The organism is Rhodospirillales bacterium, from assembly GCA_018666775.1.
Taxonomy (GTDB): Bacteria; Pseudomonadota; Alphaproteobacteria; order SMXQ01; family SMXQ01; genus JABIXC01.
The window spans coordinates 180,427-200,630 of record JABIXC010000017.1; the positions used below are offsets into that span (position 1 = coordinate 180,427).

Genomic DNA, 20,204 nt, shown 5'->3' on the forward strand with positions numbered 1-20,204 from the left:
CAGGACTAAGTTGCCCTCAAATTCATCATATGCCCCTTGTTTGATCACATGCCCCCTGTTTAATCACACGGAAGCATTGCTTAAAAAATGACCATTTCCATTGGATCCATTTGTCTGGAAAGCCCGGTTTTGTTGGCGCCCATGTCGGGTGTCACGGACCTGCCATTTCGTCGTCTGGTAAAGCGCGCGGGGGCAGGGATGGTGGTCTCTGAAATGATCGCCAGCAAAGCCATGGTGCATGCAACGGCGCAGTCACTCAAAATGGGCAGCACCGAAGCGGAAGAATTTCCCATGGCGGTGCAACTGGCCGGCTGTGATCCCGAAACCATGGCAGAAGCAGCCAAGCTTAATGAAGACCGGGGGGCGGCCATCATTGATATCAATATGGGGTGCCCGGCCAAAAATGTTGTGAACAAACAGGCAGGCTCGGCCTTGATGCGCGACGAGGCGCTGGTTGGTGAGATTTTGGATGCCACGGTTAAGGCGGTCTCGCTTCCCGTGACCCTTAAAATCAGGACGGGTTGGGATGACACCAACCGAAATGCCGCCACCATCGCCAAAATTGCGGAACAAGCAGGGGTGCGCATGATCACGGTCCATGGCCGCACCCGGTGCCAGTTTTACAAAGGCCAGGCCGATTGGGAATTCGTGCGCCAGGTTAAGGCAGCGGTTTCTTTGCCGGTGGTGGTCAATGGTGATATTCGCACGGTCGAGGATGCGTCGCGCGCGATGGCACGCTCAGGTGCCGATGGCGTGATGATTGGCCGCGGTGCCTATGGTCGGCCATGGTTCCTAAATCAGGTTGCGCGGTTTCTGGCCGATGGCACCCGTATCCCCGATCCTTCCATGGCACAACGCGGCGAGATCGCGTTGACCCATTTCAAAGACATGCTTTCCCATCACGGCAACCATCTAGGGCTTCGCCAGGCGCGCAAGCATCTGGGCTGGTATAGCCAGGGCATCCGGGACAGTGCGCAGTTTCGCGCCGAGGTTTTTCGTATGGAAGAACCCCAACAGGTTCTGGATTGCGTGCGCGAGTTTTTTGATCGTGCTGTGGGTGAAGATATGACGAATTGTGATGAAGACCAAACCATGGCTGTGGCATGACGGTAAAAGCGGAAGATACAGGAAATAAATCGGTTGCCGATGAGGCATCGTTTGAAGCGGTGCTGAATTCTTTGGCGGACCCGGTTTTGGTTGTGAATGAAGCTGGTGTTATTCGCTATGTGAACATCGCCGCCGAACAGTTTTTTGAAGCATCCCAATCGTGGCTATGTAATCGGGTGCTGGCGGATATGATTTCCCAAGACAGCCCCCTGTTTTCCATGATCCGGCAAGTTCTTGTTCAGGGGGCAAGCCTGTCTGAATATGGCGTCACACTGGAAACGCTACGCACGGGGCCGCGGCTGGTCACCATTCAGGTTGCCCCCATCGTTGATACGCTGGATTCTGTCATCGTGTCATTTCATGACCGGACCATTGCTTCAAAAATGACCGATGAGATTAACAGCCGGTCTGCGGCGCGTTCCTTGACCGGGATGGCAGCGGTTCTTGCCCATGAGGTGAAGAACCCCCTTTCCGGAATCCGGGGCGCGGCCCAGCTTCTTGAACAGGGTGCAAATGAAGATGACCGCAGCCTGACCCATTTGATCTGTGATGAAACAGATCGCATTTGTGCGCTGGTCGATAGCATGGAGGCATTTTCCGAACAGCCCCAGATCGAGCGCCAGCCCATCAATATCCATCAGGTTCTGGAACATGTGCGCCGCCTTGCAGAAAGTGGCTTTGCACGTGAGGTTCGGTTTCGCGAACACTATGATCCGTCTTTGCCAATGGTGGCCGGTGATCGGGATCAGTTGGTTCAGGTGTTTCTCAATCTGGTCAAGAATGCAGCAGAAGCGGCCCCGGATGACGGTGGTGAAATTACCCTGACAAGTGCCTATCAGCATGGGCTCAAGATGCAGCGCCCGGGTTCAGACATGCGAACCCAGTTGCCCCTGGTCATTACGGTTGGAGACAATGGCGGCGGCATTTCAGATGATCTCAGGACACATCTGTTCGATGCGTTTGTGACGACAAAACCCACAGGCACGGGGTTGGGGCTGGCACTGGTTGCAAAAATTATTGGCGATCTTGGCGGGATGATTGAATTTGTAAGCGAACCCGGTGAAACAATTTTCAAGGTGTATCTCCCGGCATTTCGGGAAACGGAGAATAAAGAATGACGGAAATGACAATCCTTGTTGCGGATGACGATCAAGCAATCCGAACCGTGGTCAGCCAGGCGCTAACGCGCAGTGGGTATCTGGTTCGGGCAACATCAAATGCATCGACGTTATGGAACTGGGTTGCAGATGGGGAAGGCGACATGGTGATTACCGATGTGGTCTTGCCGGATGAAAATGGTCTGGACCTGTTGCCCCGTATTCGCAAAATCCGCCCCGAACTTCGCATCGTTGTGATGAGCGCGCAAAACACCTTGCTGACGGCAGTCAAGGCGGCCCAGCGGGGTGCATTTGATTATTTGCCCAAACCCTTTGATCTGAACGAACTGGTTGCTGTTGTCAAAAAAGCCCTGTCTCAACCCAAAGCCATGCCAAAGGATAAATCTAGCGCGGATGAGGAAGAAGAACAGCTGCCCTTGATCGGCACATCCCCTGCCATGCAGGAAATTTATCGGACACTGGCCAGACTTGTGAGCACAGATTTGACGGTCATGATTTCAGGCGAATCGGGGACGGGCAAGGAATTGGTGGCCCGCGCCTTGCATGATTATGGTGCCCGCCGTGACCGTGCATTCGTTGCCATTAACATGGCGGCCATTCCCCGCGAATTGATTGAAAGTGATCTGTTTGGTCATGAACGCGGCGCTTTTACCGGGGCAAACCAACGTCATGGTGGGCGGTTTGAACAGGCCGAAGGCGGGACATTGTTCCTTGATGAAATTGGCGATATGCCACTGGAAGCCCAAACCCGTTTGCTTCGGGTGTTGCAAGAAGGTGAATACACCACCGTTGGTGGGCGCACGGCTATCCGCACCAATGTCCGGATCATTGCAGCCACCCATCACAATCTTCGTCGTTTGGTGTCTCAGGGTTTGTTCCGGGAAGATTTGTTTTACCGCCTTAACGTGGTGCCGATCCGTCTGCCGCCTTTGCGCGAAAGGACAGAGGATGTTCCGGCCCTGGTGCGCCATTTCCTGAAACAGGCCGAAGCCGAAGGGTTGCCCGTGAAGCGGTTGGATGAAATGGCACTGGACCGGCTTCGGGATTATCGCTGGCCGGGCAATGTCCGGGAACTGGAAAATATGGTGCGTCGTCTTGCTGCATTGTATTCCCAGGAAGTGATCGGTGCCGATGTGATTGAGGCGGAACTGTCTGATGTCAGTGGCGCAACTTTGGAAACAAGCCCTCAGGAAAATGAAAGCCTGAGCGGTTCCGTTGAGCGCCATATCAGGGATTACTTTTCGGCCCACAAGGATCGCTTGCCCCCTCCGGGTCTTTATGAGCGCATCATTAAGGAAGTGGAAAAACCACTTTTGAGCATTTGTCTGGATGCCACCAGAGGAAACCAGATTAAAGCAGCGGAACTGTTGGGTCTTAATCGGAATACGTTGCGCAAGAAGCTTCGTGAATTGGATATCCAGGTGGTGAGGGGCGTAAAATGACGCCCAAATTAGAGTTGATCGCAATTTGGTCCGGGCAATTTTGTTCTTATGTCTGACAACATAAACCATATCCTTCCCCAAAAATTTGGGCAGTTGTCGCGTTGGGCCAGCCGTGTTGGCCTGACGGAGAAGCTTGCCGTGGCGCTGGCGGTTGCAGCTGCTGCATCCGGGGTGGCGACCTATGGTGTTTTTGCGCATCCCCCCGGTGCTGGGCCACGGTCAACCGATCTTGTTGTTGGATTGCTCTATCTTGATTTTGGACTGCTTTTGGCCCTTGGAATTCTTGTGGGCAGACGCATGGTACAGGTGTGGCTGGAACACCGCCGGGGGGCTGCGGGTTCCGGACTTCATGTTCGTCTTGTCACGTTGTTTGGTTTGGTTGCCCTGACACCTGCCGTTGTCGTTGCTATTTTTTCGGCACTTGTTTTTAACTTCGGGATTCAAAACTGGTTTAATGATCAGGTGCGCACGGCTGTGACCCAGTCTTTGGCGGTGGCGGAATCGTATCTGAAAGAACATCGACGAAATATTGGTGGGGATGTTTTAGCATTTGCCAATGACCTGAATCGTCAATGGCCAGAATTAAGTACCGATAAGCGGGCGCTTAATCGTGTGATCGAATTGCAGGTTCAGTTGCGATCCCTTTCAGAAGCCGTGATTTTTGATGATGTTGGTCGCATTCTGGGTCGTTCAAGTGTCAGCTTCTCTCTTGCTTTTGAGCGGACCCCGATCATTGCCATAGAACAGGCGCGAAAAGGGCGTGTGGTTTATCTGGCAGGGGATGATGATGACCGAATTCGGGCCATGGTTGCCCTTTCGCCCTCTAGTGACGCGTTTCTTATGGTGGGGCGTTTTGTTGATGCCAAGGTGTTGGATAGGATTGAGAAAACCAAAACAGCAGCCAATGCCTATAATTCTCTTGAGCAAGTGCGCCAAGATCTTGAGTTTCTTTTTGCCTTGATCTTTGTGGTGGTGGCACTGCTTTTGTTATTTGTTTCAGCTTGGGTGGGGCTTAGTTTCGCAAACAAACTGGCAAGACCAATATCAGGCCTGATTACTGCTGCGGACCGCATTCGTGCAGGCGACCTTTCCGCGCGGGTTGATGAAATCGGAGAAGACGAGCTGGCTTCTTTGGCAAGGGCCTTTAACCGCATGACGGATCAGTTGGGAAATCAACGGGAAGAATTGGTCGAAGCCAATCGCCAAATTGATGCCCGTCGACGCTTTATTGAAGCAGTCTTTTCCGGTGTTAGTGCCGGTGTTATCGGTCTTGATGGAAAGGGATGTATCAATTTTCCTAATCAAACAGCATCGGATTTGATGGACACTGATCTGGAACATGCGGTGGGCCAGCCGATGATCACCCTGCTTCCGGAAATGGCAGAGATTATCGAGCGGGCAAGAAAATTGCCGGGTCAAAAGTATGAAGCGGAAATTGAAATTCATCACCAGGGCCGCCCCAGAACACTTTTGGTGCGCATTATTGCCGAACGGTCTGATAGCGAATCCAGCGGGTTCGTTGTGACCTTTGATAATATCACTGAATTGATTTCAGCCCAGCGCAAAGCAGCATGGTCAGATGTGGCAAGGCGACTTGCCCATGAAATCAAAAATCCCCTGACCCCAATTCAGTTGGCGGCAGAAAGGCTGCGGCGGCGCTATTCTGATGAGATTAAATCAGACCCCAAGACCTTTGACGAATGCATCGATACCATTATTCGCCAAGTTGGGGATATTGGTGAAATGATTGGCGAATTTTCTTTGTTTGCTCGGATGCCGGCCCCGGCCCTTGAAAACCATGACCTGCTTCCCATCATTCAGCGTGTCTTGTTTTTGCAGCGTGGGGCCAACCCGGAAATCACCTATCATGAAGATATTTCCCAGCCTCGTTTTGAAATCCTTTGTGATGATCGTCAATTGGGTCAGGCCTTGATCAATCTTTTTCAGAACGCTGCGGATTCCGTTACCACCCGTCTTTTGGATGCGCAGAAAACCGATGGTGATATTTGGCTGAGCCTGAAAGAAGACGGTGATCGCATCATCATCACGGTTGCCGATAACGGTCTTGGGTTGCCGCGTGATATTGGCCGTGACCTGACCGATCCATACGTGACAACACGGGCTGAAGGTACCGGCCTTGGTCTTGCCATTGTTCAAAAGATCATGGAGGATCATGGGGGGGCGCTGGTTCTTGAAGACCGCCCCGGTGGTGGTGCCAAGGTTAGCCTGATCTTTGCGACGAAAGAGCCAAATGATGGTTCTGTAGAAAAAGAAGTTCCAGGGATAAGCAATGACTGATGTTACCCATGATATCCTGATCGTCGATGACGAAAATGACATCCGGCTTTTGACTGCAGGTGTGCTTGTGGATGAAGGCTATACAACCCGCGAGGCCCCCGGTGCAGAAGAAGCCCTTCGTCTAATCGATCAATCCAGGCCTTCGTTAATCGTTCTTGATGTGTGGTTACAGGGCAGCAAAATCGACGGCATTGAACTGTTGGGCATCATCAAAGCCCAATATCCAGACATTCCCGTGGTGATTATGTCTGGTCATGGAAACATCGAATCCGCTGTCATGGCCATCAAGCAAGGGGCTTATGACTATATTGAAAAGCCATTCAAATCAGACCGCCTGATCCTCTTGGCGGCCCGCGCTATCGAAGCAGCACAGCTTCGCCGTGAAAATCTGGAATTGCGCATGCGTGCAGATGATCCAGATATGATCGGAAGTTCTCCTGCCATGCGCATGGTGCGTTCTGCCATCAACAAGGTTGCCCCAACCGCCAGCCGGGTTCTGATCACAGGGCCAGCCGGGGTTGGCAAAGAACTGGTTGCCCGTGCGATTCATGGCGAATCCCAGCGTGCAGGCGGCCCCTTTGTTGCCGTTAATTGTGCATCCATGCATCCAGATAGATTAGAGACAGAACTGTTTGGTGCCGAAGGCATTGATGGGACGGATCGTCATCTGGGGGTGTTCGAGAATGCCAACAAGGGCACCTTGTTTCTGGATGAAGTGGGGGACATGCCCCTAGAAACACAGGGAAAAATTGTTCGGGTGTTGCAGGAACAGACCTTTGAACGTGTTGGCGGGTCTGTCTTGATCGAAGTTGACGTGCGGGTTGTTGCCGCGACCAGCCGCGATCTTGAATCTGAAATTGCCAATGCCCGTTTTCGCGAAGATTTATATTATCGCCTGGCTGTGGTGCCCATTGCCGTGCCGCCGTTGAAAGATCGGCGCGAAGACATTCCTGAATTGATCAAATATTTTATGTCCCGTTCAGCCCAAACATCGGGGTTGGCGGCGCGCAGTCTAGGCAATGATGCGCTGGGCGCGCTGCAATCCCATGACTGGCCCGGCAATGTGCGCCAGCTGCGCAACGTTGTAGAGCGGTTGTTGATTATGGCCCCAAGCAATGAAGAAGGCCCGATTAAGGCCGATATGTTGCCCCCGGAAATTGTTGGTGTTGGCCCTGCAACGCCGGGCCGCGATGGCAGGGAACAGTTGATGGGCCTTGATCTTCGGGCCGCGCGGGAAAAATTTGAACGGGAATATCTGGAGGCCCAGATTGACCGCTTTGGTGGAAATGTTTCCAAAACTGCTGAATTTATTGGTATGGAGAGAACTGCCCTTCACCGCAAAATCAAAATGCTTGGTATTGTTGTGGAAAATTCGGGCCGGGAAAGGTCCGGGGCATGAATGATTTTAAAGGCATTTGCCGGGGGGTAATAAGCCCATGAAAGTTATTGTTTGTGGCGCAGGACAGGTTGGCACTTCCATTGTGCGCCATCTTGTGGCTGAAGATAACGACGTCACGGTGATCGATTCTTCACCAGAACTGGTTCGCAAAATCGGCGATTCCATGGATGTGAAGGCAATGGAGGGGTTCGCCTCCCATCCAGACGTGCTGGAAGCTGCAGGCATCGAAGATGCCGACATGATTGTTGCCGTCACCTATGCAGACGAAGTCAACATGGTTGCCTGTCAGGTGGCCCATTCCCTGTTTGATGTGCCGACTAAAATCGCCCGGGTGCGCAACCAAAGCTATCTTCTGCCGATCTGGGCAGAATTGTTCAGTCGCGACCATATGCCCATCGATGTGATTATTTCCCCGGAAATTGAGGTTAGCCGCGCCATTTCCCGCAGGCTGCATGTCCCCGGTGCGTTCGATACCATTAATCTGGCCGATGGTCTGGTGCAGTTGATCGGGGTGCGTTGTGATGATGATTGCCCCATCATTCACACCCCCTTGCGCCAACTTCAGGAATTGTTTCCCGGTCTGAACACGATTGTTGTGGGCATTATCCGCGATGGCGTGGGGTTTGTGCCTGAATCATCGGATCATATGTTGCCGGGCGATGAGGTTTATTTTATCGCCGATACCAACCATATCGGGCGTGTGATGGCGGCGTTTGGCCATGAAGAAGCCGAAGCCCGGCGGATTATCATTCTGGGCGGGGGCAACATCGGAACCCATCTTGCCCGCGAAATAGAACAGCATCATCCGGGCGTCACCGCGAAAATCATTGAATACAAGGCCGCGCGCGCTGAAGTCGCCGCCAGTGAGGTCGACAAGACCGTCGTGATTAATGGCGATGCTCTTGATCCCGTAATCCTGAATGAAGCCAATGTTGCCAATGCAGAAGCGGTGATTGCCGTCACCAATGATGATGAAGTGAATATTTTGGCGTCCCTTTTGGCCAAACGGTATGGCGCGGGCAAGGCCATGGCCTTGATCAACAACCCCAACTATCCATCCCTTGTGACCAGTCTGGGCATTGATGTGGTGGTGAGCCCTCGGGCCATCACCGTTTCGACGATTTTGCAGCACATTCGCCGGGGCCGTATTCGTGCGGCCCACGCCGTCCATGAAGGGTTTGGCGAGGTGATGGAAGCCGAGGCCCTGGAAACATCGGGTCTGGTGGGTTCTGCCATTCGCGATGTGAAGCTGCCCGCCGGCGTTATCTTTGGTGCTATCTTGCGCGATGGTGTGGTGATCCTGCCCCGGGGCGATACCGTCATCAAAGCCAATGACCGGGTCATTATTTTTGCCGTAACCGAAGCCGTGCGCAAAGTAGAACGCATGTTTGCGGTCGGCCTCGAATTTTTCTAGAAAGCAGCCCGGAGACCTAAATGTCGCGTATTGCCTATGTTAATGGCCGTTATTTGCCCCATGGATATGCGAGCGTTCACATCGAAGACCGTGGCTATCAATTTGCCGATGGGGTTTACGAAGTGATCGCCGTCCATCAAGGATCGCTGGTTGACGAAGACCTGCATCTGGCCCGTCTTGAACGGTCTTTGGGGGAATTGTCCATTGATCCGCCTATGACGGATGGGGCATTGCGGGTGGTCATCGGACAGGTCTTGCGTCGCAATCATATCAAAAACGGCATGATCTATCTTCAGGTGACCCGGGGGTCAGCGCCCCGCGATCATGCTTTTCCGACCAATCCGGGCACCGCTTTGGTGGTGACTGCACGCACCAGACGGGGCGCACCGGCCGCGCTGATGCGCGATGGCTGCGCCGTGATTACCGTTCCTGATATTCGGTGGAAACGATGTGATATCAAGTCGATATCGCTTTTACCTAATGTATTGGCTAAACAAGAAGCGCGGTCCAAAGGGGCCCATGAAGCCATTCAGGTTGGCGACGATGGCCTGATCACGGAAGGCAGTGCATCCAACATCTGGATCGTCACCAAAGATGGCGAATTGATCACCCGGGCAGCAGATGGTGCCATTTTGGATGGGGTGACCCGGCGCACGGTGATGGCGCTGGCCAAAAAAGCATCGCTTAAGTGTGTTGAGCGTTCTTTTACCGTGGCCGAAGCCCAAAGTGCGGCGGAAGTCTTCCTGACCGCGACCAGTTTCAACATTTTGCCGGTCAATGCCATTGATGACGTGGCAATCAAGGGGGTACCGGGGCCTTTTACCCTGAAATTGCTGGCAACCTATGACGAATATCTGGGTGCCGGAGAACCGGCGTGAGCACCAAAACCCCTGAATATCCGACAAATCCACGGGCCATTCTGTTCGATTGGGATAACACCTTGGTCGATAACTGGGCCGCCATTCATGATGCCCTGAATGCGGCGTTTTCGGCCTATGGGCTGGAAACCTGGACATTGGATCAAAGCAAGGCCCGGCTGCGCAAGTCGCTGCGCGATAGTTTTCCGGACTATTTTGGCGATGACTGGAAAGATGCCCGCAAAATTTTCTACGATCACTTCAAAGCGGTTCATCTGCAACATTTAGAAGCGAAACCCTGCGCTGAACAGGCTTTGCGGGCCTTAAAGGAAACCGGGCTCTATATGGGCGTGGTCAGCAATAAATCCGGCGATTACCTCCGTGCCGAAGTGGCGGCACTTGGCTGGGGGGATTGTTTTTCCCACATTATCGGTGCCACCGACGCGCCTGCCGATAAACCAGACCCGGCCCCGGTGCATATGGCCCTAAAAGGTGCTGGTTTCGGGCCGGGATCGGACGTTTGGTTTGTGGGGGACGGTGCCATTGATGTGGAATGTGCGGCCAATGCAGGCATGACGGCGTTGATTGTCATGGGCCCAGACACCGAAAAAGAGCTCATCGATCACAATATGGCCCAATTTATCGGCCCTAATTGCAAAATAAATGACATGGGGCAGTTGAAAGAACTTGTGGATAAGGTAAAAGCCCCCATATCCAATGGCCAAGTTTAATGGTTAAGCTATGGACGTTAAGTACGGGGACACCGGAGAAGGTTCGGCCTGGTGCCCATCTCAAAAACAATCGAACCAAAGGAATTTAAAAATGGCCGCAGATAAATCCCAGAATCTTCAGGATGTCTTTCTGAACAGCGTTCGCAAAGACAAAGCACCCGTCACTGTTTTCCTCGTCAATGGCGTGAAATTGCAGGGCATTATTACATGGTTTGATAATTTTTCGGTCTTGCTGCGCCGCGATACTCATTCCCAACTTGTTTATAAGCATGCGATTTCCACCGTGATGCCTTCTGGCCCAATCCAGCTTTGGGACGAAGAAGAAGGTGGTGCAGGGGATTCCGCTTCCGAAGATGAATAAACAAAGCGGTTTGTTGCGTTTCGTCTTTAAATCCCGGGGGAAATTTGTCTCCTAAGCCCCCGTATGATGCGCAGCGCACACCCAAAAAGGCGGCCTTTTCCGGCGGCCCTATTGGCGAGTCCGATCATGGTGCCGATGGCGTTGCCGGGCGCGCAGCCGTTATCGTGCCCGTGGTCAGCGGCCCCGGGTCTGGGCTGGCTGGGCGTGGTCGTTCCCAGGAATCGCGTTTAGAAGAAGCCATTGGCTTGGCCGAAGCCATCCATCTGGAAATTGTGTTTTCCGACTGTGTTCGCGTTAACCGCCCCCGGGCACCAACGTTTTTGGGTGCCGGTGCCATTGATTCCCTGAAACCGCTGTTCGAGACCGAAGAGGTCAAGGTTGTGGTGTTCGATGGCACCCTGACCCCGGTCCAGCAGCGCAATCTGGAAACCGAATGGAAATGCAAGGTCATTGACCGAACCGGTTTAATCCTCGAAATCTTTGGCGAACGTGCGCGCACCCGCGAAGGCCGCTTGCAGGTGGAACTGGCAGCGCTTACCTATCAACGCTCGCGTCTTGTGCGGTCATGGACCCATTTGGAACGCCAACGCGGCGGCGTGGGCTTTTTGGGCGGTCCCGGTGAAACCCAGATCGAGTCTGATCGTCGCCAGATCGACAGCCGCATTGCAAAGATCAAAGGGGACCTGAAAAAAGTCGCCCGCACCCGTGGCCTGCACCGGGCCGCGCGTAAACGGGTGCCGTTTCCGGTGGTGGCCTTGGTTGGCTATACCAATGCCGGGAAATCAACGCTGTTTAACCGGATTACCAAATCCGAAGTCTTCGCCGAAGACCTGTTATTTGCCACCCTGGACCCGACCATGCGGGGGGTGACGCTGGAATCTGGCAGAAAGATCATCTTGTCTGACACCGTTGGCTTTGTGTCTGACCTGCCCACAGATTTGGTGGCGGCCTTTCGGGCCACGCTCGAAGAAGTCTTGTCGGCCGATCTGGTGATCCATGTTCGCGATATTTCCCATGCTGATTCCGAAGCCCAAAAGCGCGACGTGTTCCATGTTTTGACCGAACTGGGCTTATCGCCCAAAACCGATGACAATGTGATTGAGGTTTTGAACAAAACCGATCTGTTGGGCGCAGACGACAAAGCCCGCATTGAAACCTCAGCAGAACACCATGATGACACCGTGGCCTTATCTGCCATCACGGGCGACGGCATGGATGGCTTTACAGCCGCCATCGATGGCTTCTTTGCCGCCAAACGCCGCATCTATGACTACACCTTGGCCGCATCTGAGGGTGCCAACCTCGCCTGGCTCTACGCCCACGGCGAAGTGCTAGAGCGCACCGACGACGAAACCGGCACCACCAAAATCCGCGTCGCCCTAGACCCCGAAAACGCCGCCCGGTATGAGCACGCCCGCGCTAAGGATTGCTAAAACTAATTTGCACGGTTGATAGGAATTAGAATTTCAGAAATAGTGTTGGCTGTAAAATTTGCTTTTACGTTTTCTGCAGTTTCCCGAAGTTCTTTTTCTCGTTGAACATCTTCTGGCGTCCAATGGGAGACCCTAACTAATTTATCCCACTCATCATTATCTCGCTTAGTTCCATACTTGGCAAAAATCGAGAAAATTCCAGCGTCATTTGCCATCATTATATCGTGGGCAATGCTGTCACCTACATATGCTGTTTCTTGTGGGCTGACGTTCATTGTTTCACAAATTTCTTTTAAAATATTTGGGTCTGGTTTCCTTCGTTCATGAGGAAGCTCCGTAATTTTTTCTATGGGGTAGCCCTTTAGCCGTTCCTTTTCTGACAAACCATCTGGGTGGTCACTATCGGCACGTTTTCGACAAAATATTAAGTCAAAATATTGTGTTAAATCTAAGCGTTGGAGCCTATCCACACATGCGTGGAGTTTTGCATCAGTATGTGCGACTAAACAAATATCCATTTCCTTGAGGGCGTTTAGGGTTTCATGAACTTCGGGGTATGTTTTGAGTTCTTTCTTCCGCATAGAATTAAAGGCGTGGAAAGCAGAATCAAAATATTCCTTAGATATTTTAGGGTCTTTGCCTTGAAACATTTGAAGGACAGATTCTGTTTCTAACAGTGCGAATGGGTGCTCGGAATCATGATGTTTCTGATGAATCATTCGAAATTCATCTAATAGTTTTTCCCTGTCCCAATCCGTGGTTTTTATAACTGAATCAACCATTGCATAAAAAGACGGTACGAAATAAGAGAGCCAATCATAGAGCGTGTTATCAAGGTCACATATAACGAGCCTAAACATCGATATTCCTCTCAGTTATTTTGTGGCTATATAGAAAAGGGAGGAGATGCCAATAATTAGTGGGATTAGATAAAAGACTGACACTACAAAATGGGCCCATTTTGCACTGACTATTGTTCCAAGTTGTGTTGTCTGATCGAGGATGGAGCGGTTTGTTCTTTCAAAATCTATTCCGATTTTGACCATCCCTAATAGCAATCTGTAGTAATAAGTGACATCCATCAGGAAGATGCCTAGGAGCATCAGCAATGCAAAACAGATAATAAAAAACTGACATGAATACTTAGGCAAAATATTGATAAATATGGTGCGGGTTGTTGAACCAAAGTAAGAAAAGCATACCCGTAAACGGCCAGAACCATGCTGGAGCCAATTGCTCTTGTTCGCAAGATCATGTCGTTGAAATGCATTTGTGTCGCGATAATAGACTGCCATTGTAAAACGATTTGATCGCTTGCTTTCTTTGGCCCATCTGTTTCTTGGGCCTCTTGAGTATTATCTTCAGCCATTTCCATCCCTCCCAATCGTAAGTTTACACCCTATGATGGTAATCACCCCCAAACAAGCTACATTTTTCCTCGCCAGATTCCCCAAATAGACCGCATTTTAGGTTTAATTCGGGGTTTTTTGGGGGGGTGGAGTTGACATGGGGGAGGGGCATCCCTATATCTTTGGCACTCTACGGGGTGGAGTGCTAGACAGCATCCGCGGAAGCCTCGTAACACATTGGTATTTAACACTTAATTCCAGGGGGATGGCATGAAATTCAGGCCCATGCATGATCGCGTTGTAGTTTCGCCGCTAGACGCAGAAGAAAAGACCGCAGGCGGCATCATTATTCCAGATACGGCACAGGAAAAGCCATCTGAAGGTAAAGTTATCTCTACTGGCCCCGGCCTGCTTAGCAAGAAAACGGGCAAGCCTGTTGGGCTTTCCGTCAAAAAGGGCGACCGCGTCCTTTATGCCAAATGGTCTGGCACCGAAGTTATGATCGAAGGCAAAGAGCTGATGATCATGAAAGAAAACGATATTCTGGGTGTTCTGGGGGCCACGGCCAAGATTCACGCCAAGGCCAAACCGGCCGCCAAGGCAGCCGTCAAGGATCACAATCATTTACCGGGTTCGGATTGCTGCTAATTGCAATCAAGACCCCGTATTTAACATCAACCATTAGCAGTCTTATTTTTTAGACAGGAGGAATTTATACATGAACATCAGGCCATTGCATGATCGCGTTATTGTCCAGGCGCTGGATGCGGAACAAAAAACCGCAGGCGGCATCATCATCCCTGACACCGCTCAGGAAAAGCCATCTGAGGGCAAAATTGTTGCCGTTGGTGCGGGCTACCGCGACGAAGAAGGCAACGTTCACGCCCTTGACCTGAAGAAGGGCGATCGCGTCCTTTATGGCAAGTGGTCCGGCACCGAGATCAAGGTCGACGGTAAGGATCTTTTGATCATGAAAGAAAGCGACGTTATGGGCGTGCTCGAATAGGCATCCCACGTTTCTTCACTATCTGAATTTAGTTCAATCACTTAAATCACGACAGTCTCTAAAGGGAGTAATCAAAACATGGCTAAAGAGGTCAAATTTTCAACCGAAGCCCGTGACGCAATGCTGCGCGGTATTGATGTGTTGGCGGATGCCGTCAAAGTCACCCTCGGCCCCAAGGGTCGCAACGTTGTCATCGATAAATCTTTTGGCGCACCACGGATCACCAAAGATGGTGTGACGGTTGCCAAAGAAATCGAACTTTCCGACAAGTTTGAAAACATGGGCGCACAAATGGTTCGTGAAGTTGCTTCACGCACCAATGACGAAGCCGGCGACGGCACCACCACAGCAACCGTTCTGGCCCAGGCCATTGTGCGTGAAGGCGTTAAATCCGTTGCTGCTGGCATGAACCCCATGGACGTGAAGCGCGGCATTGACGAAGCAGTCAAGACCGTGGTTGCCGATCTTGAAAAGCGTGCAAAGCCCATCAAGACCAACGCAGAAATTGCTCAGGTCGGAACCATTTCGTCCAATGGCGAAACCGACATCGGTGCCATGATTGCTCAGGCAATGGACCGGGTTGGCAAAGAAGGCGTTATCACCGTTGAAGAAGCCAAGGGTCTGCAGACCGAACTGGAAGTCGTTGAAGGCATGCAGTTTGATCGTGGGTATCTTTCCCCTTACTTCATCACCAATGCTGAAAAGATGATCTGTGAAATGGATGATCCCGTTATCCTGCTTCACGAATCAAAGCTTTCCAGCTTGCAGGCCATGTTGCCGCTTTTGGAAAAGGTTGTTCAGTCCGGCAAGCCGCTTCTGATCATTGCTGAAGACATCGAAGGCGAAGCCCTTGCGACCCTCGTGGTCAACAAGCTTCGTGGCGGCCTGAAGGTTGCTGCGGTTAAAGCCCCGGGCTTTGGCGATCGTCGTAAAGCCATGTTGCAGGACATTGCTATTCTGACCGGTGGTCAGGTTATCAGTGAAGACCTCGGCATCAAGCTTGAAAGTGCAACGATGGATATGCTCGGTTCTGCCAAGCGTGTTTCCATCTCCAAGGAAGAATGTGTTGTCATTGATGGCACTGGCAAGAAAAAGGCGATCCAGGATCGTTGTGGCCAGATCCGCGCACAGTCCGAAGAAACCACTTCCGATTATGATCGTGAAAAACTGCAAGAACGTCTGGCCAAGCTGGCCGGTGGTGTTGCCGTGATCAAGGTTGGTGGTGCAACGGAAATCGAAGTCAAAGAACGCAAAGATCGCGTTGATGATGCACTGAACGCCACCCGTGCGGCGGTCGAAGAAGGCGTTGTCCCAGGTGGTGGTGCCGCATTGTTGTATGCCATCAAATCCCTGGACAAGACCAAGACCCAAAATGACGACCAGCAGGTCGGCGTTGAAATCGTGCGTCGTGCCATTCAGGCACCTGCCAAGCAGATTGCTGAAAATGCCGGTGCCGATGGCGGCGTTGTTGTTGGCAAGCTCTTGGAAGCCAAGGGCGACACCAAGGGCTTCAATGCTCAAACCGGTGTTTACGAAGATCTGGTCAAGGCCGGCATCATCGATCCTAAAAAGGTTGTCCGTACTGCATTGCAGGACGCGGCGTCTGTTGCAGGTCTGTTGATCACCACCGAAGCCATGGTTGCCGATAAGCCTGAAAAGGGCGGCGCCGCCGGTGCAGCACCTGCGATGCCTGACATGGGCGGCATGGGTGGCATGGGTGGCATGGGCGGCTTCTAGTCTGCTTATCCAACCAAGTTCTCAGTATCAGTATTCGGGCGACCAGTATCAGTACCAGTATCAGTAATAGTCCGAGTATTAGTACGAGTAGGGGAAAGGGCCGCATTACGCGGCCCTTTCTTTTTGTCTAGAATAAAACCTGAATAAAAACAGGGAAGGTTTGAGATGGCGACCCAGAATTTTAAATTATCCTTTATTGGCCTTGGCGTTATGGGCGGGCCCATGGCTGGCCATCTGGCAAAGGCGGGCTATGACGTGACGGTCTATAACCGCACCGCATCAAAGGCCAAAGCCTGGGTTGATGAATACGGCGGATCATCGGCCGAAACCCCCGAAGAAGCCGGGCAGGGGGCAGACATCGTGTTTGCCTGTGTCGGCAATGATGATGATCTGCGTGACGTCACCCTTGGCCCATCGGGCGCATTTGGCGGCTTAAAACCGGGTGCAATCTTTGTTGACCATACCACAGCATCGGCCCACGTGGCCCGCGAACTGGAAAAGGCGGCATCGGTTGCGGGCTTTGGCTTTCTGGATGCGCCGGTTTCAGGCGGCGAAGCAGGGGCCATCAATGGCACCCTCACCATCATGACCGGCGGCGATGGGGCCGTGTTTGAAACCGCAAAACCCGTGATGGAAACCTATGCGCAGGCTGTGACTTTAATGGGCCCGGCAGGCAGCGGACAATTGACCAAAATGGTCAACCAGATATGCGTTGCCGGGGTGGTTCAGGGATTGGCCGAAGGCCTGAACTTTGGCGCGCGCGCGGGCCTTGATATGGACCGGGTGATCGATGTGATCTCCAAAGGGGCGGCATCGTCCTGGCAAATGGAAAACCGCGCCAAAACCATGGTGCAGGGCGAGTTTGATTTCGGCTTTGCCGTCGATTGGATGCGCAAGGATTTGGCCATCTGTCGTGAAGAAGCCAAAGGCAATGGCGCAGTGCTGACCACCACAGAAATGATTGATGGTTTCTACGCCGAAGTGCAAAAAATGGGTGGCGCGCGTTGGGATACGTCCAGTTTGATTGCGCGGTTAAATAAAGAATAAGGCCCGCGCAACATTTAATTGGTGAAATCGGAAGCTCAACCGCCCTTACCAGAGCCCCCGTTTTTGGATTTAGCGCATTTTCTATCGTGTGCTATTTTTATTCTGCGCCTTGTTTCCATTTCTTTGTGGGTATATCTCGTGCCTCCGGGCCTTATTTCCACCGTCGATAGCGGGTAGCGTGGCCCCCTGGCACATTCTTCGCGGTATGCCTGCGTACGCGTGTTTGCATATCCATAAAATTCTTTTTTGAGTCTCTCATAAAGAGATGCTCTCCGCTTCATGCCGGGGCGATCGCCACAAATGCTCATGATCGCTGCTTCTAATTTCACATTTCCAGCTTTTATTTTTTGGGGACTAGGGTGACGCATATTGAACGTGTACCTTGTTCTTGTCCCGTATATTTGGAATATTCCGGGGACTCTTTCCTTTACCCAGTAGCGACTAAAAGCCTTTGGAGAACCGGCAGGGCAGGTGCTGGCTTTAAACTCAAGACTACTGACATTGGTCTCTTTCTGATGGCCCTTGTTGCAGGCAATTTCGATGACTTTGCGGCCCTTTTTTATGCCCTTTCTTGTTCTCTTTTTGAGGGCTTCCATAGTCTTGTCGGTTTTGATGCCATATTTACTGCTACGGGATTGATTTTTGGCCGATCGGGCGATGATTGCATAGCAATGACCTTGCCTGATCTTCTTAAACCCGCCAACTTTATTGCCTTTTCCCCCGTCCAATTGTTTCGTGAAGGCCTTGCCGATTGCGCGTTTCATATCGTTGCGTGCAACGAAATGGCCCACTTTGATGAGCGTGCCCGTTTTATCTTTTACAGGGTATAAATATAACTGAGGCCCATCATTTTTATCTCTGGCATTCGCCTGCGGTAAAAATGCGATGAGCAGCACCAAATATAAAAATATCTTCATCTAACCGGCCCCTTGATTGTTGCCTATACACCCGCCTATACACCCGCCTATACACCCATTGTATCCAAAATTTAATCCAGATCAAAATGTCGTGCTGGTGTGGCTGTCTTTACGGTCTTGCCAACCTTAACGATTGCCTTCTTTCTCCTTTGCTTCGTTCCAGAGCGCGTCCATTTCGGCGAGATCGGATTGTTCGGGGGTTTTGCCGCGCTTTTTTAATTCGGCCTCTATGTGGGCAAAACGGCGGATGAATTTGTCATTGGTGGTGCGGAGCGCCGCTTCGGGGTCAATGCCGGTTTTACGAGCCAGATTGGCCACGGCGAACAATAAATCACCGATTTCACCCTCTATCTTTGCCTTTGGGGCATCTGAATTGATCTCTGCTTCGGTCTCTGCCAGTTCTTCGTGAATTTTCTCAATCACTTGGGCTGTATTTTCCCAATCAAAGCCCACCCGGGCGGCCCGTTTGGCCAGTTTTTCGGCGCGAATTAGGGCGGGCAGGGCCTTTGCCACCCCTGACAGGGCGCTTTTATCGCCAGAATTTCCGCGTTCTGCTGCTTTTTGCGCTTCCCAAGCCAATGTCTGTGCATCGGCATCGGGCACATGGGCATCACCAAAGACGTGCGGATGGCGGCTGATCATTTTTTGTGACTCGGCATTGGCGATATCGTCAAAATCATAACCACCATTTTCGCGCGACATTTGGGCGTAATAGATCACCTGGAACAACAAATCGCCCAGTTCAGTTTTCAGCGCCGCTTGATCGCCAGCCTGTATCGCATCGAACACCTCATAGGCTTCTTCGATGGTGTAAGGCGCGATCGTCTCAAACGTCTGTTCAATATCCCACGGGCAACCGTTTTCACGATCACGCAATTTTGCCATCACATCGATCAGTTTTTCGATAGGGGATAATTCATTCTGTGGATCGTTTTCAACCATTTGTATAACCATCAAGTAATCGTATAATGTATATTATGGAAAATATAAGTGTTAAGGATAAGCGTTTGAGCCAATTGTATTTAATGCTGTTGTTTCAAGGGGTTCAAAATGGTTACGTAAGAAGTACTGGAATGTGTATTGCGCCTGGGATGAAAAGATAAACATGCCAAACCCAATCATGTATCGGCCCCTTCTATGGTTAAACCATCATGGGCGGGTTTGGCATTGGTGCCAGATAGCCGTTGGGTAAGATCACCGTAATCAAGGCGATGGGAAAGATGGGTCAAGATGGCTTGTTTGGGCCCCACTCTGTCGATCCAGCCCATAATACGGTCGAAATGGGCATGGGTTGGGTGCGGCTTGTCCTGAAGACAGCACACAATCCAGGTTTTGATGCCTTTCAGGGCTTCAAAGCTTTCATCAGGCAGTTCAACGGCATCGGTGGTGTAGGCAATATCGCCAAAGCGAAAGCCGGTGGATTCCATGAAGCCATGATCCTGGGCATAGGGCAAAACGGTGATATCGCCAATGGTGAAGGGTTCGCCGTGGGTGAATTGTTTTGGCGTTAGGCTGGGTTTGTAAAAGTTTATGCCATCTTTGAAATTATCTTCAGAATCAAATATATAATCATACTTACTAATTAGATGCTTTAAGTCTGTTTCTGTTGCCCAGGCGTCTATTCCTGAGCGTTGAATGCGGTTAAGGGCGCGCAATTCATCAATCCCATGGGTGTGATCGGCATGGGTGTGGGTATAGAGCACGCTATCAAGGCGGCCAATCCCGGCATCGAGAAGCTGGAGCCGTAAATCAGGCCCGGTATCGACCAAAAGCGTGGTGTCGCCTTGTTCCACCAAGATTGATGACCGGCGGCGGATGTTTTTGGGGTTTTTGGGGTCACAATCGCCCCAAATATTGCCGATCATGGGCACGCCAGATGCGCCACCACAGCCAAGGATGGTTACGCGCATGTAACACCCGTTGTAAAAGCCACCATGTCATTGTCCATAGGTTGAAACTCGTTGTTGATGGGGCAGTTTAGCAACTGG

General features: G+C 51.6%; 19 protein-coding genes. 14 read left to right on the forward strand and 5 right to left on the reverse strand.

Annotation, left to right across the window (positions count from 1 at the left end):
* The first annotated feature begins 87 nt into the window (after window positions 1-87).
* From dusB to hflX, 10 genes are all read left to right on the forward strand, one after another.
* Window positions 88-1,107, forward strand: a complete 1,020-nt coding sequence (dusB, locus tag HOJ08_08850) for a tRNA dihydrouridine synthase DusB (protein MBT5673541.1) — start codon at window positions 88-90, stop codon at window positions 1,105-1,107.
* Window positions 1,104-2,225, forward strand: a complete 1,122-nt coding sequence (locus HOJ08_08855; protein MBT5673542.1) for a PAS domain-containing protein — start codon at window positions 1,104-1,106, stop codon at window positions 2,223-2,225. The genes dusB and HOJ08_08855 overlap by 4 nt, the downstream gene beginning before the upstream one ends.
* Window positions 2,222-3,667: a nitrogen regulation protein NR(I) gene (gene ntrC, locus HOJ08_08860; GenBank protein MBT5673543.1), complete on the forward strand. Its 1,446-nt coding sequence runs from the start codon at window positions 2,222-2,224 to the stop codon at window positions 3,665-3,667. The genes HOJ08_08855 and ntrC overlap by 4 nt, the downstream gene beginning before the upstream one ends.
* A gap of 48 nt (window positions 3,668-3,715) precedes the next feature.
* On the forward strand, window positions 3,716-5,965 hold the full coding sequence (locus tag HOJ08_08865; protein ID MBT5673544.1) for a PAS domain-containing sensor histidine kinase: 2,250 nt from the start codon (window positions 3,716-3,718) through the stop codon (window positions 5,963-5,965).
* A complete protein-coding gene (locus HOJ08_08870; protein MBT5673545.1) occupies window positions 5,958-7,364 on the forward strand; it encodes a sigma-54-dependent Fis family transcriptional regulator in 1,407 nt (468 codons plus the stop codon). The genes HOJ08_08865 and HOJ08_08870 overlap by 8 nt, the downstream gene beginning before the upstream one ends.
* A gap of 37 nt (window positions 7,365-7,401) precedes the next feature.
* Window positions 7,402-8,778: a Trk system potassium transporter TrkA gene (gene trkA, locus HOJ08_08875; GenBank protein MBT5673546.1), complete on the forward strand. Its 1,377-nt coding sequence runs from the start codon at window positions 7,402-7,404 to the stop codon at window positions 8,776-8,778.
* Window positions 8,779-8,798: 20 nt separating this feature from the next.
* The gene (locus tag HOJ08_08880) at window positions 8,799-9,656 is read left to right on the forward strand and encodes a D-amino-acid transaminase (GenBank protein ID MBT5673547.1); all 858 of its coding nucleotides are present in this window, start codon (window positions 8,799-8,801) and stop codon (window positions 9,654-9,656) included.
* Window positions 9,653-10,366, forward strand: coding sequence for an HAD family hydrolase (locus tag HOJ08_08885; protein ID MBT5673548.1), 714 nt, complete (start codon window positions 9,653-9,655; stop codon window positions 10,364-10,366). Before HOJ08_08880 ends, HOJ08_08885 begins: the two co-directional genes overlap by 4 nt.
* Window positions 10,367-10,457: 91 nt before the next feature.
* Window positions 10,458-10,727, forward strand: coding sequence for an RNA chaperone Hfq (gene hfq / locus HOJ08_08890; GenBank protein MBT5673549.1), 270 nt, complete (start codon window positions 10,458-10,460; stop codon window positions 10,725-10,727).
* Window positions 10,728-10,888: 161 nt separating this feature from the next.
* Window positions 10,889-12,160: a GTPase HflX gene (gene hflX / locus HOJ08_08895; GenBank protein ID MBT5673550.1), complete on the forward strand. Its 1,272-nt coding sequence runs from the start codon at window positions 10,889-10,891 to the stop codon at window positions 12,158-12,160.
* Window positions 12,161-12,162: 2 nt separating this feature from the next.
* Here the strand turns inward: hflX and HOJ08_08900 are convergent, their stop codons facing one another.
* Together HOJ08_08900 and HOJ08_08905 are read right to left on the reverse strand one after the other, a co-directional pair.
* Window positions 12,163-13,020, reverse strand: a complete 858-nt coding sequence (locus HOJ08_08900) for an HAD family hydrolase (protein MBT5673551.1) — start codon at window positions 13,018-13,020, stop codon at window positions 12,163-12,165.
* A 242-nt stretch (window positions 13,021-13,262) separates the two neighbouring features.
* Complete coding sequence (locus HOJ08_08905; protein ID MBT5673552.1) at window positions 13,263-13,529, reverse strand: hypothetical protein; 267 nt, start codon at window positions 13,527-13,529, stop codon at window positions 13,263-13,265.
* Between the two features lie 250 nt (window positions 13,530-13,779).
* Here HOJ08_08905 and HOJ08_08910 point away from each other — a divergent pair, with 250 nt between their 5' ends.
* From HOJ08_08910 to HOJ08_08925, 4 genes are all read left to right on the forward strand, one after another.
* Complete coding sequence (locus HOJ08_08910; GenBank protein MBT5673553.1) at window positions 13,780-14,157, forward strand: co-chaperone GroES; 378 nt, start codon at window positions 13,780-13,782, stop codon at window positions 14,155-14,157.
* Window positions 14,158-14,227: 70 nt separating this feature from the next.
* The gene (locus HOJ08_08915; GenBank protein MBT5673554.1) at window positions 14,228-14,515 is read left to right on the forward strand and encodes a co-chaperone GroES; all 288 of its coding nucleotides are present in this window, start codon (window positions 14,228-14,230) and stop codon (window positions 14,513-14,515) included.
* A gap of 78 nt (window positions 14,516-14,593) precedes the next feature.
* The gene (groL, locus tag HOJ08_08920) at window positions 14,594-16,252 is read left to right on the forward strand and encodes a chaperonin GroEL (protein ID MBT5673555.1); all 1,659 of its coding nucleotides are present in this window, start codon (window positions 14,594-14,596) and stop codon (window positions 16,250-16,252) included.
* Between the two features lie 165 nt (window positions 16,253-16,417).
* Window positions 16,418-17,299, forward strand: a complete 882-nt coding sequence (locus HOJ08_08925) for an NAD(P)-dependent oxidoreductase (protein ID MBT5673556.1) — start codon at window positions 16,418-16,420, stop codon at window positions 17,297-17,299.
* Window positions 17,300-17,334: 35 nt separating this feature from the next.
* On the opposite strand, the gene HOJ08_08930 is transcribed toward HOJ08_08925, so the two are convergent.
* The 3 genes from HOJ08_08930 to HOJ08_08940 form a co-directional block, all read right to left on the reverse strand.
* On the reverse strand, window positions 17,335-18,216 hold the full coding sequence (locus HOJ08_08930) for a hypothetical protein (protein MBT5673557.1): 882 nt from the start codon (window positions 18,214-18,216) through the stop codon (window positions 17,335-17,337).
* Window positions 18,217-18,342: 126 nt separating this feature from the next.
* Window positions 18,343-19,158 carry a nucleoside triphosphate pyrophosphohydrolase gene (mazG, locus tag HOJ08_08935; protein ID MBT5673558.1) on the reverse strand — a complete coding sequence of 272 codons (816 nt, stop codon included), beginning with the start codon at window positions 19,156-19,158 and terminating at the stop codon, window positions 18,343-18,345.
* A 176-nt stretch (window positions 19,159-19,334) separates the two neighbouring features.
* Complete coding sequence (locus HOJ08_08940; GenBank protein MBT5673559.1) at window positions 19,335-20,126, reverse strand: MBL fold metallo-hydrolase; 792 nt, start codon at window positions 20,124-20,126, stop codon at window positions 19,335-19,337.
* Window positions 20,127-20,204 lie beyond the last annotated feature (78 nt).

Excerpts from the sequence above, each read along its gene's own strand:
- HOJ08_08940 (MBT5673559.1), bottom strand. The coding sequence starts at position 20,126 with ATGCGCGTAACCATCCTTGGCTGTGGTGGCGCATCTGGCGTGCCCATG.
- HOJ08_08930 (MBT5673557.1), bottom strand. The coding sequence starts at position 18,216 with ATGAAGATATTTTTATATTTGGTGCTGCTCATCGCATTTTTACCGCAG.
- hfq (MBT5673549.1), top strand. The coding sequence starts at position 10,458 with ATGGCCGCAGATAAATCCCAGAATCTTCAGGATGTCTTTCTGAACAGC.
- dusB (MBT5673541.1), top strand. The coding sequence starts at position 88 with ATGACCATTTCCATTGGATCCATTTGTCTGGAAAGCCCGGTTTTGTTG.
- groL (MBT5673555.1), top strand. The coding sequence starts at position 14,594 with ATGGCTAAAGAGGTCAAATTTTCAACCGAAGCCCGTGACGCAATGCTG.
- trkA (MBT5673546.1), top strand. The coding sequence starts at position 7,402 with ATGAAAGTTATTGTTTGTGGCGCAGGACAGGTTGGCACTTCCATTGTG.
- mazG (MBT5673558.1), bottom strand. The coding sequence starts at position 19,158 with ATGGTTGAAAACGATCCACAGAATGAATTATCCCCTATCGAAAAACTG.
- HOJ08_08905 (MBT5673552.1), bottom strand. The coding sequence starts at position 13,529 with ATGGCTGAAGATAATACTCAAGAGGCCCAAGAAACAGATGGGCCAAAG.
- HOJ08_08900 (MBT5673551.1), bottom strand. The coding sequence starts at position 13,020 with ATGTTTAGGCTCGTTATATGTGACCTTGATAACACGCTCTATGATTGG.
- HOJ08_08915 (MBT5673554.1), top strand. The coding sequence starts at position 14,228 with ATGAACATCAGGCCATTGCATGATCGCGTTATTGTCCAGGCGCTGGAT.
- HOJ08_08870 (MBT5673545.1), top strand. The coding sequence starts at position 5,958 with ATGACTGATGTTACCCATGATATCCTGATCGTCGATGACGAAAATGAC.
- HOJ08_08880 (MBT5673547.1), top strand. The coding sequence starts at position 8,799 with ATGTCGCGTATTGCCTATGTTAATGGCCGTTATTTGCCCCATGGATAT.
- HOJ08_08865 (MBT5673544.1), top strand. The coding sequence starts at position 3,716 with ATGTCTGACAACATAAACCATATCCTTCCCCAAAAATTTGGGCAGTTG.
- ntrC (MBT5673543.1), top strand. The coding sequence starts at position 2,222 with ATGACGGAAATGACAATCCTTGTTGCGGATGACGATCAAGCAATCCGA.
- HOJ08_08855 (MBT5673542.1), top strand. The coding sequence starts at position 1,104 with ATGACGGTAAAAGCGGAAGATACAGGAAATAAATCGGTTGCCGATGAG.
- HOJ08_08925 (MBT5673556.1), top strand. The coding sequence starts at position 16,418 with ATGGCGACCCAGAATTTTAAATTATCCTTTATTGGCCTTGGCGTTATG.
- HOJ08_08910 (MBT5673553.1), top strand. The coding sequence starts at position 13,780 with ATGAAATTCAGGCCCATGCATGATCGCGTTGTAGTTTCGCCGCTAGAC.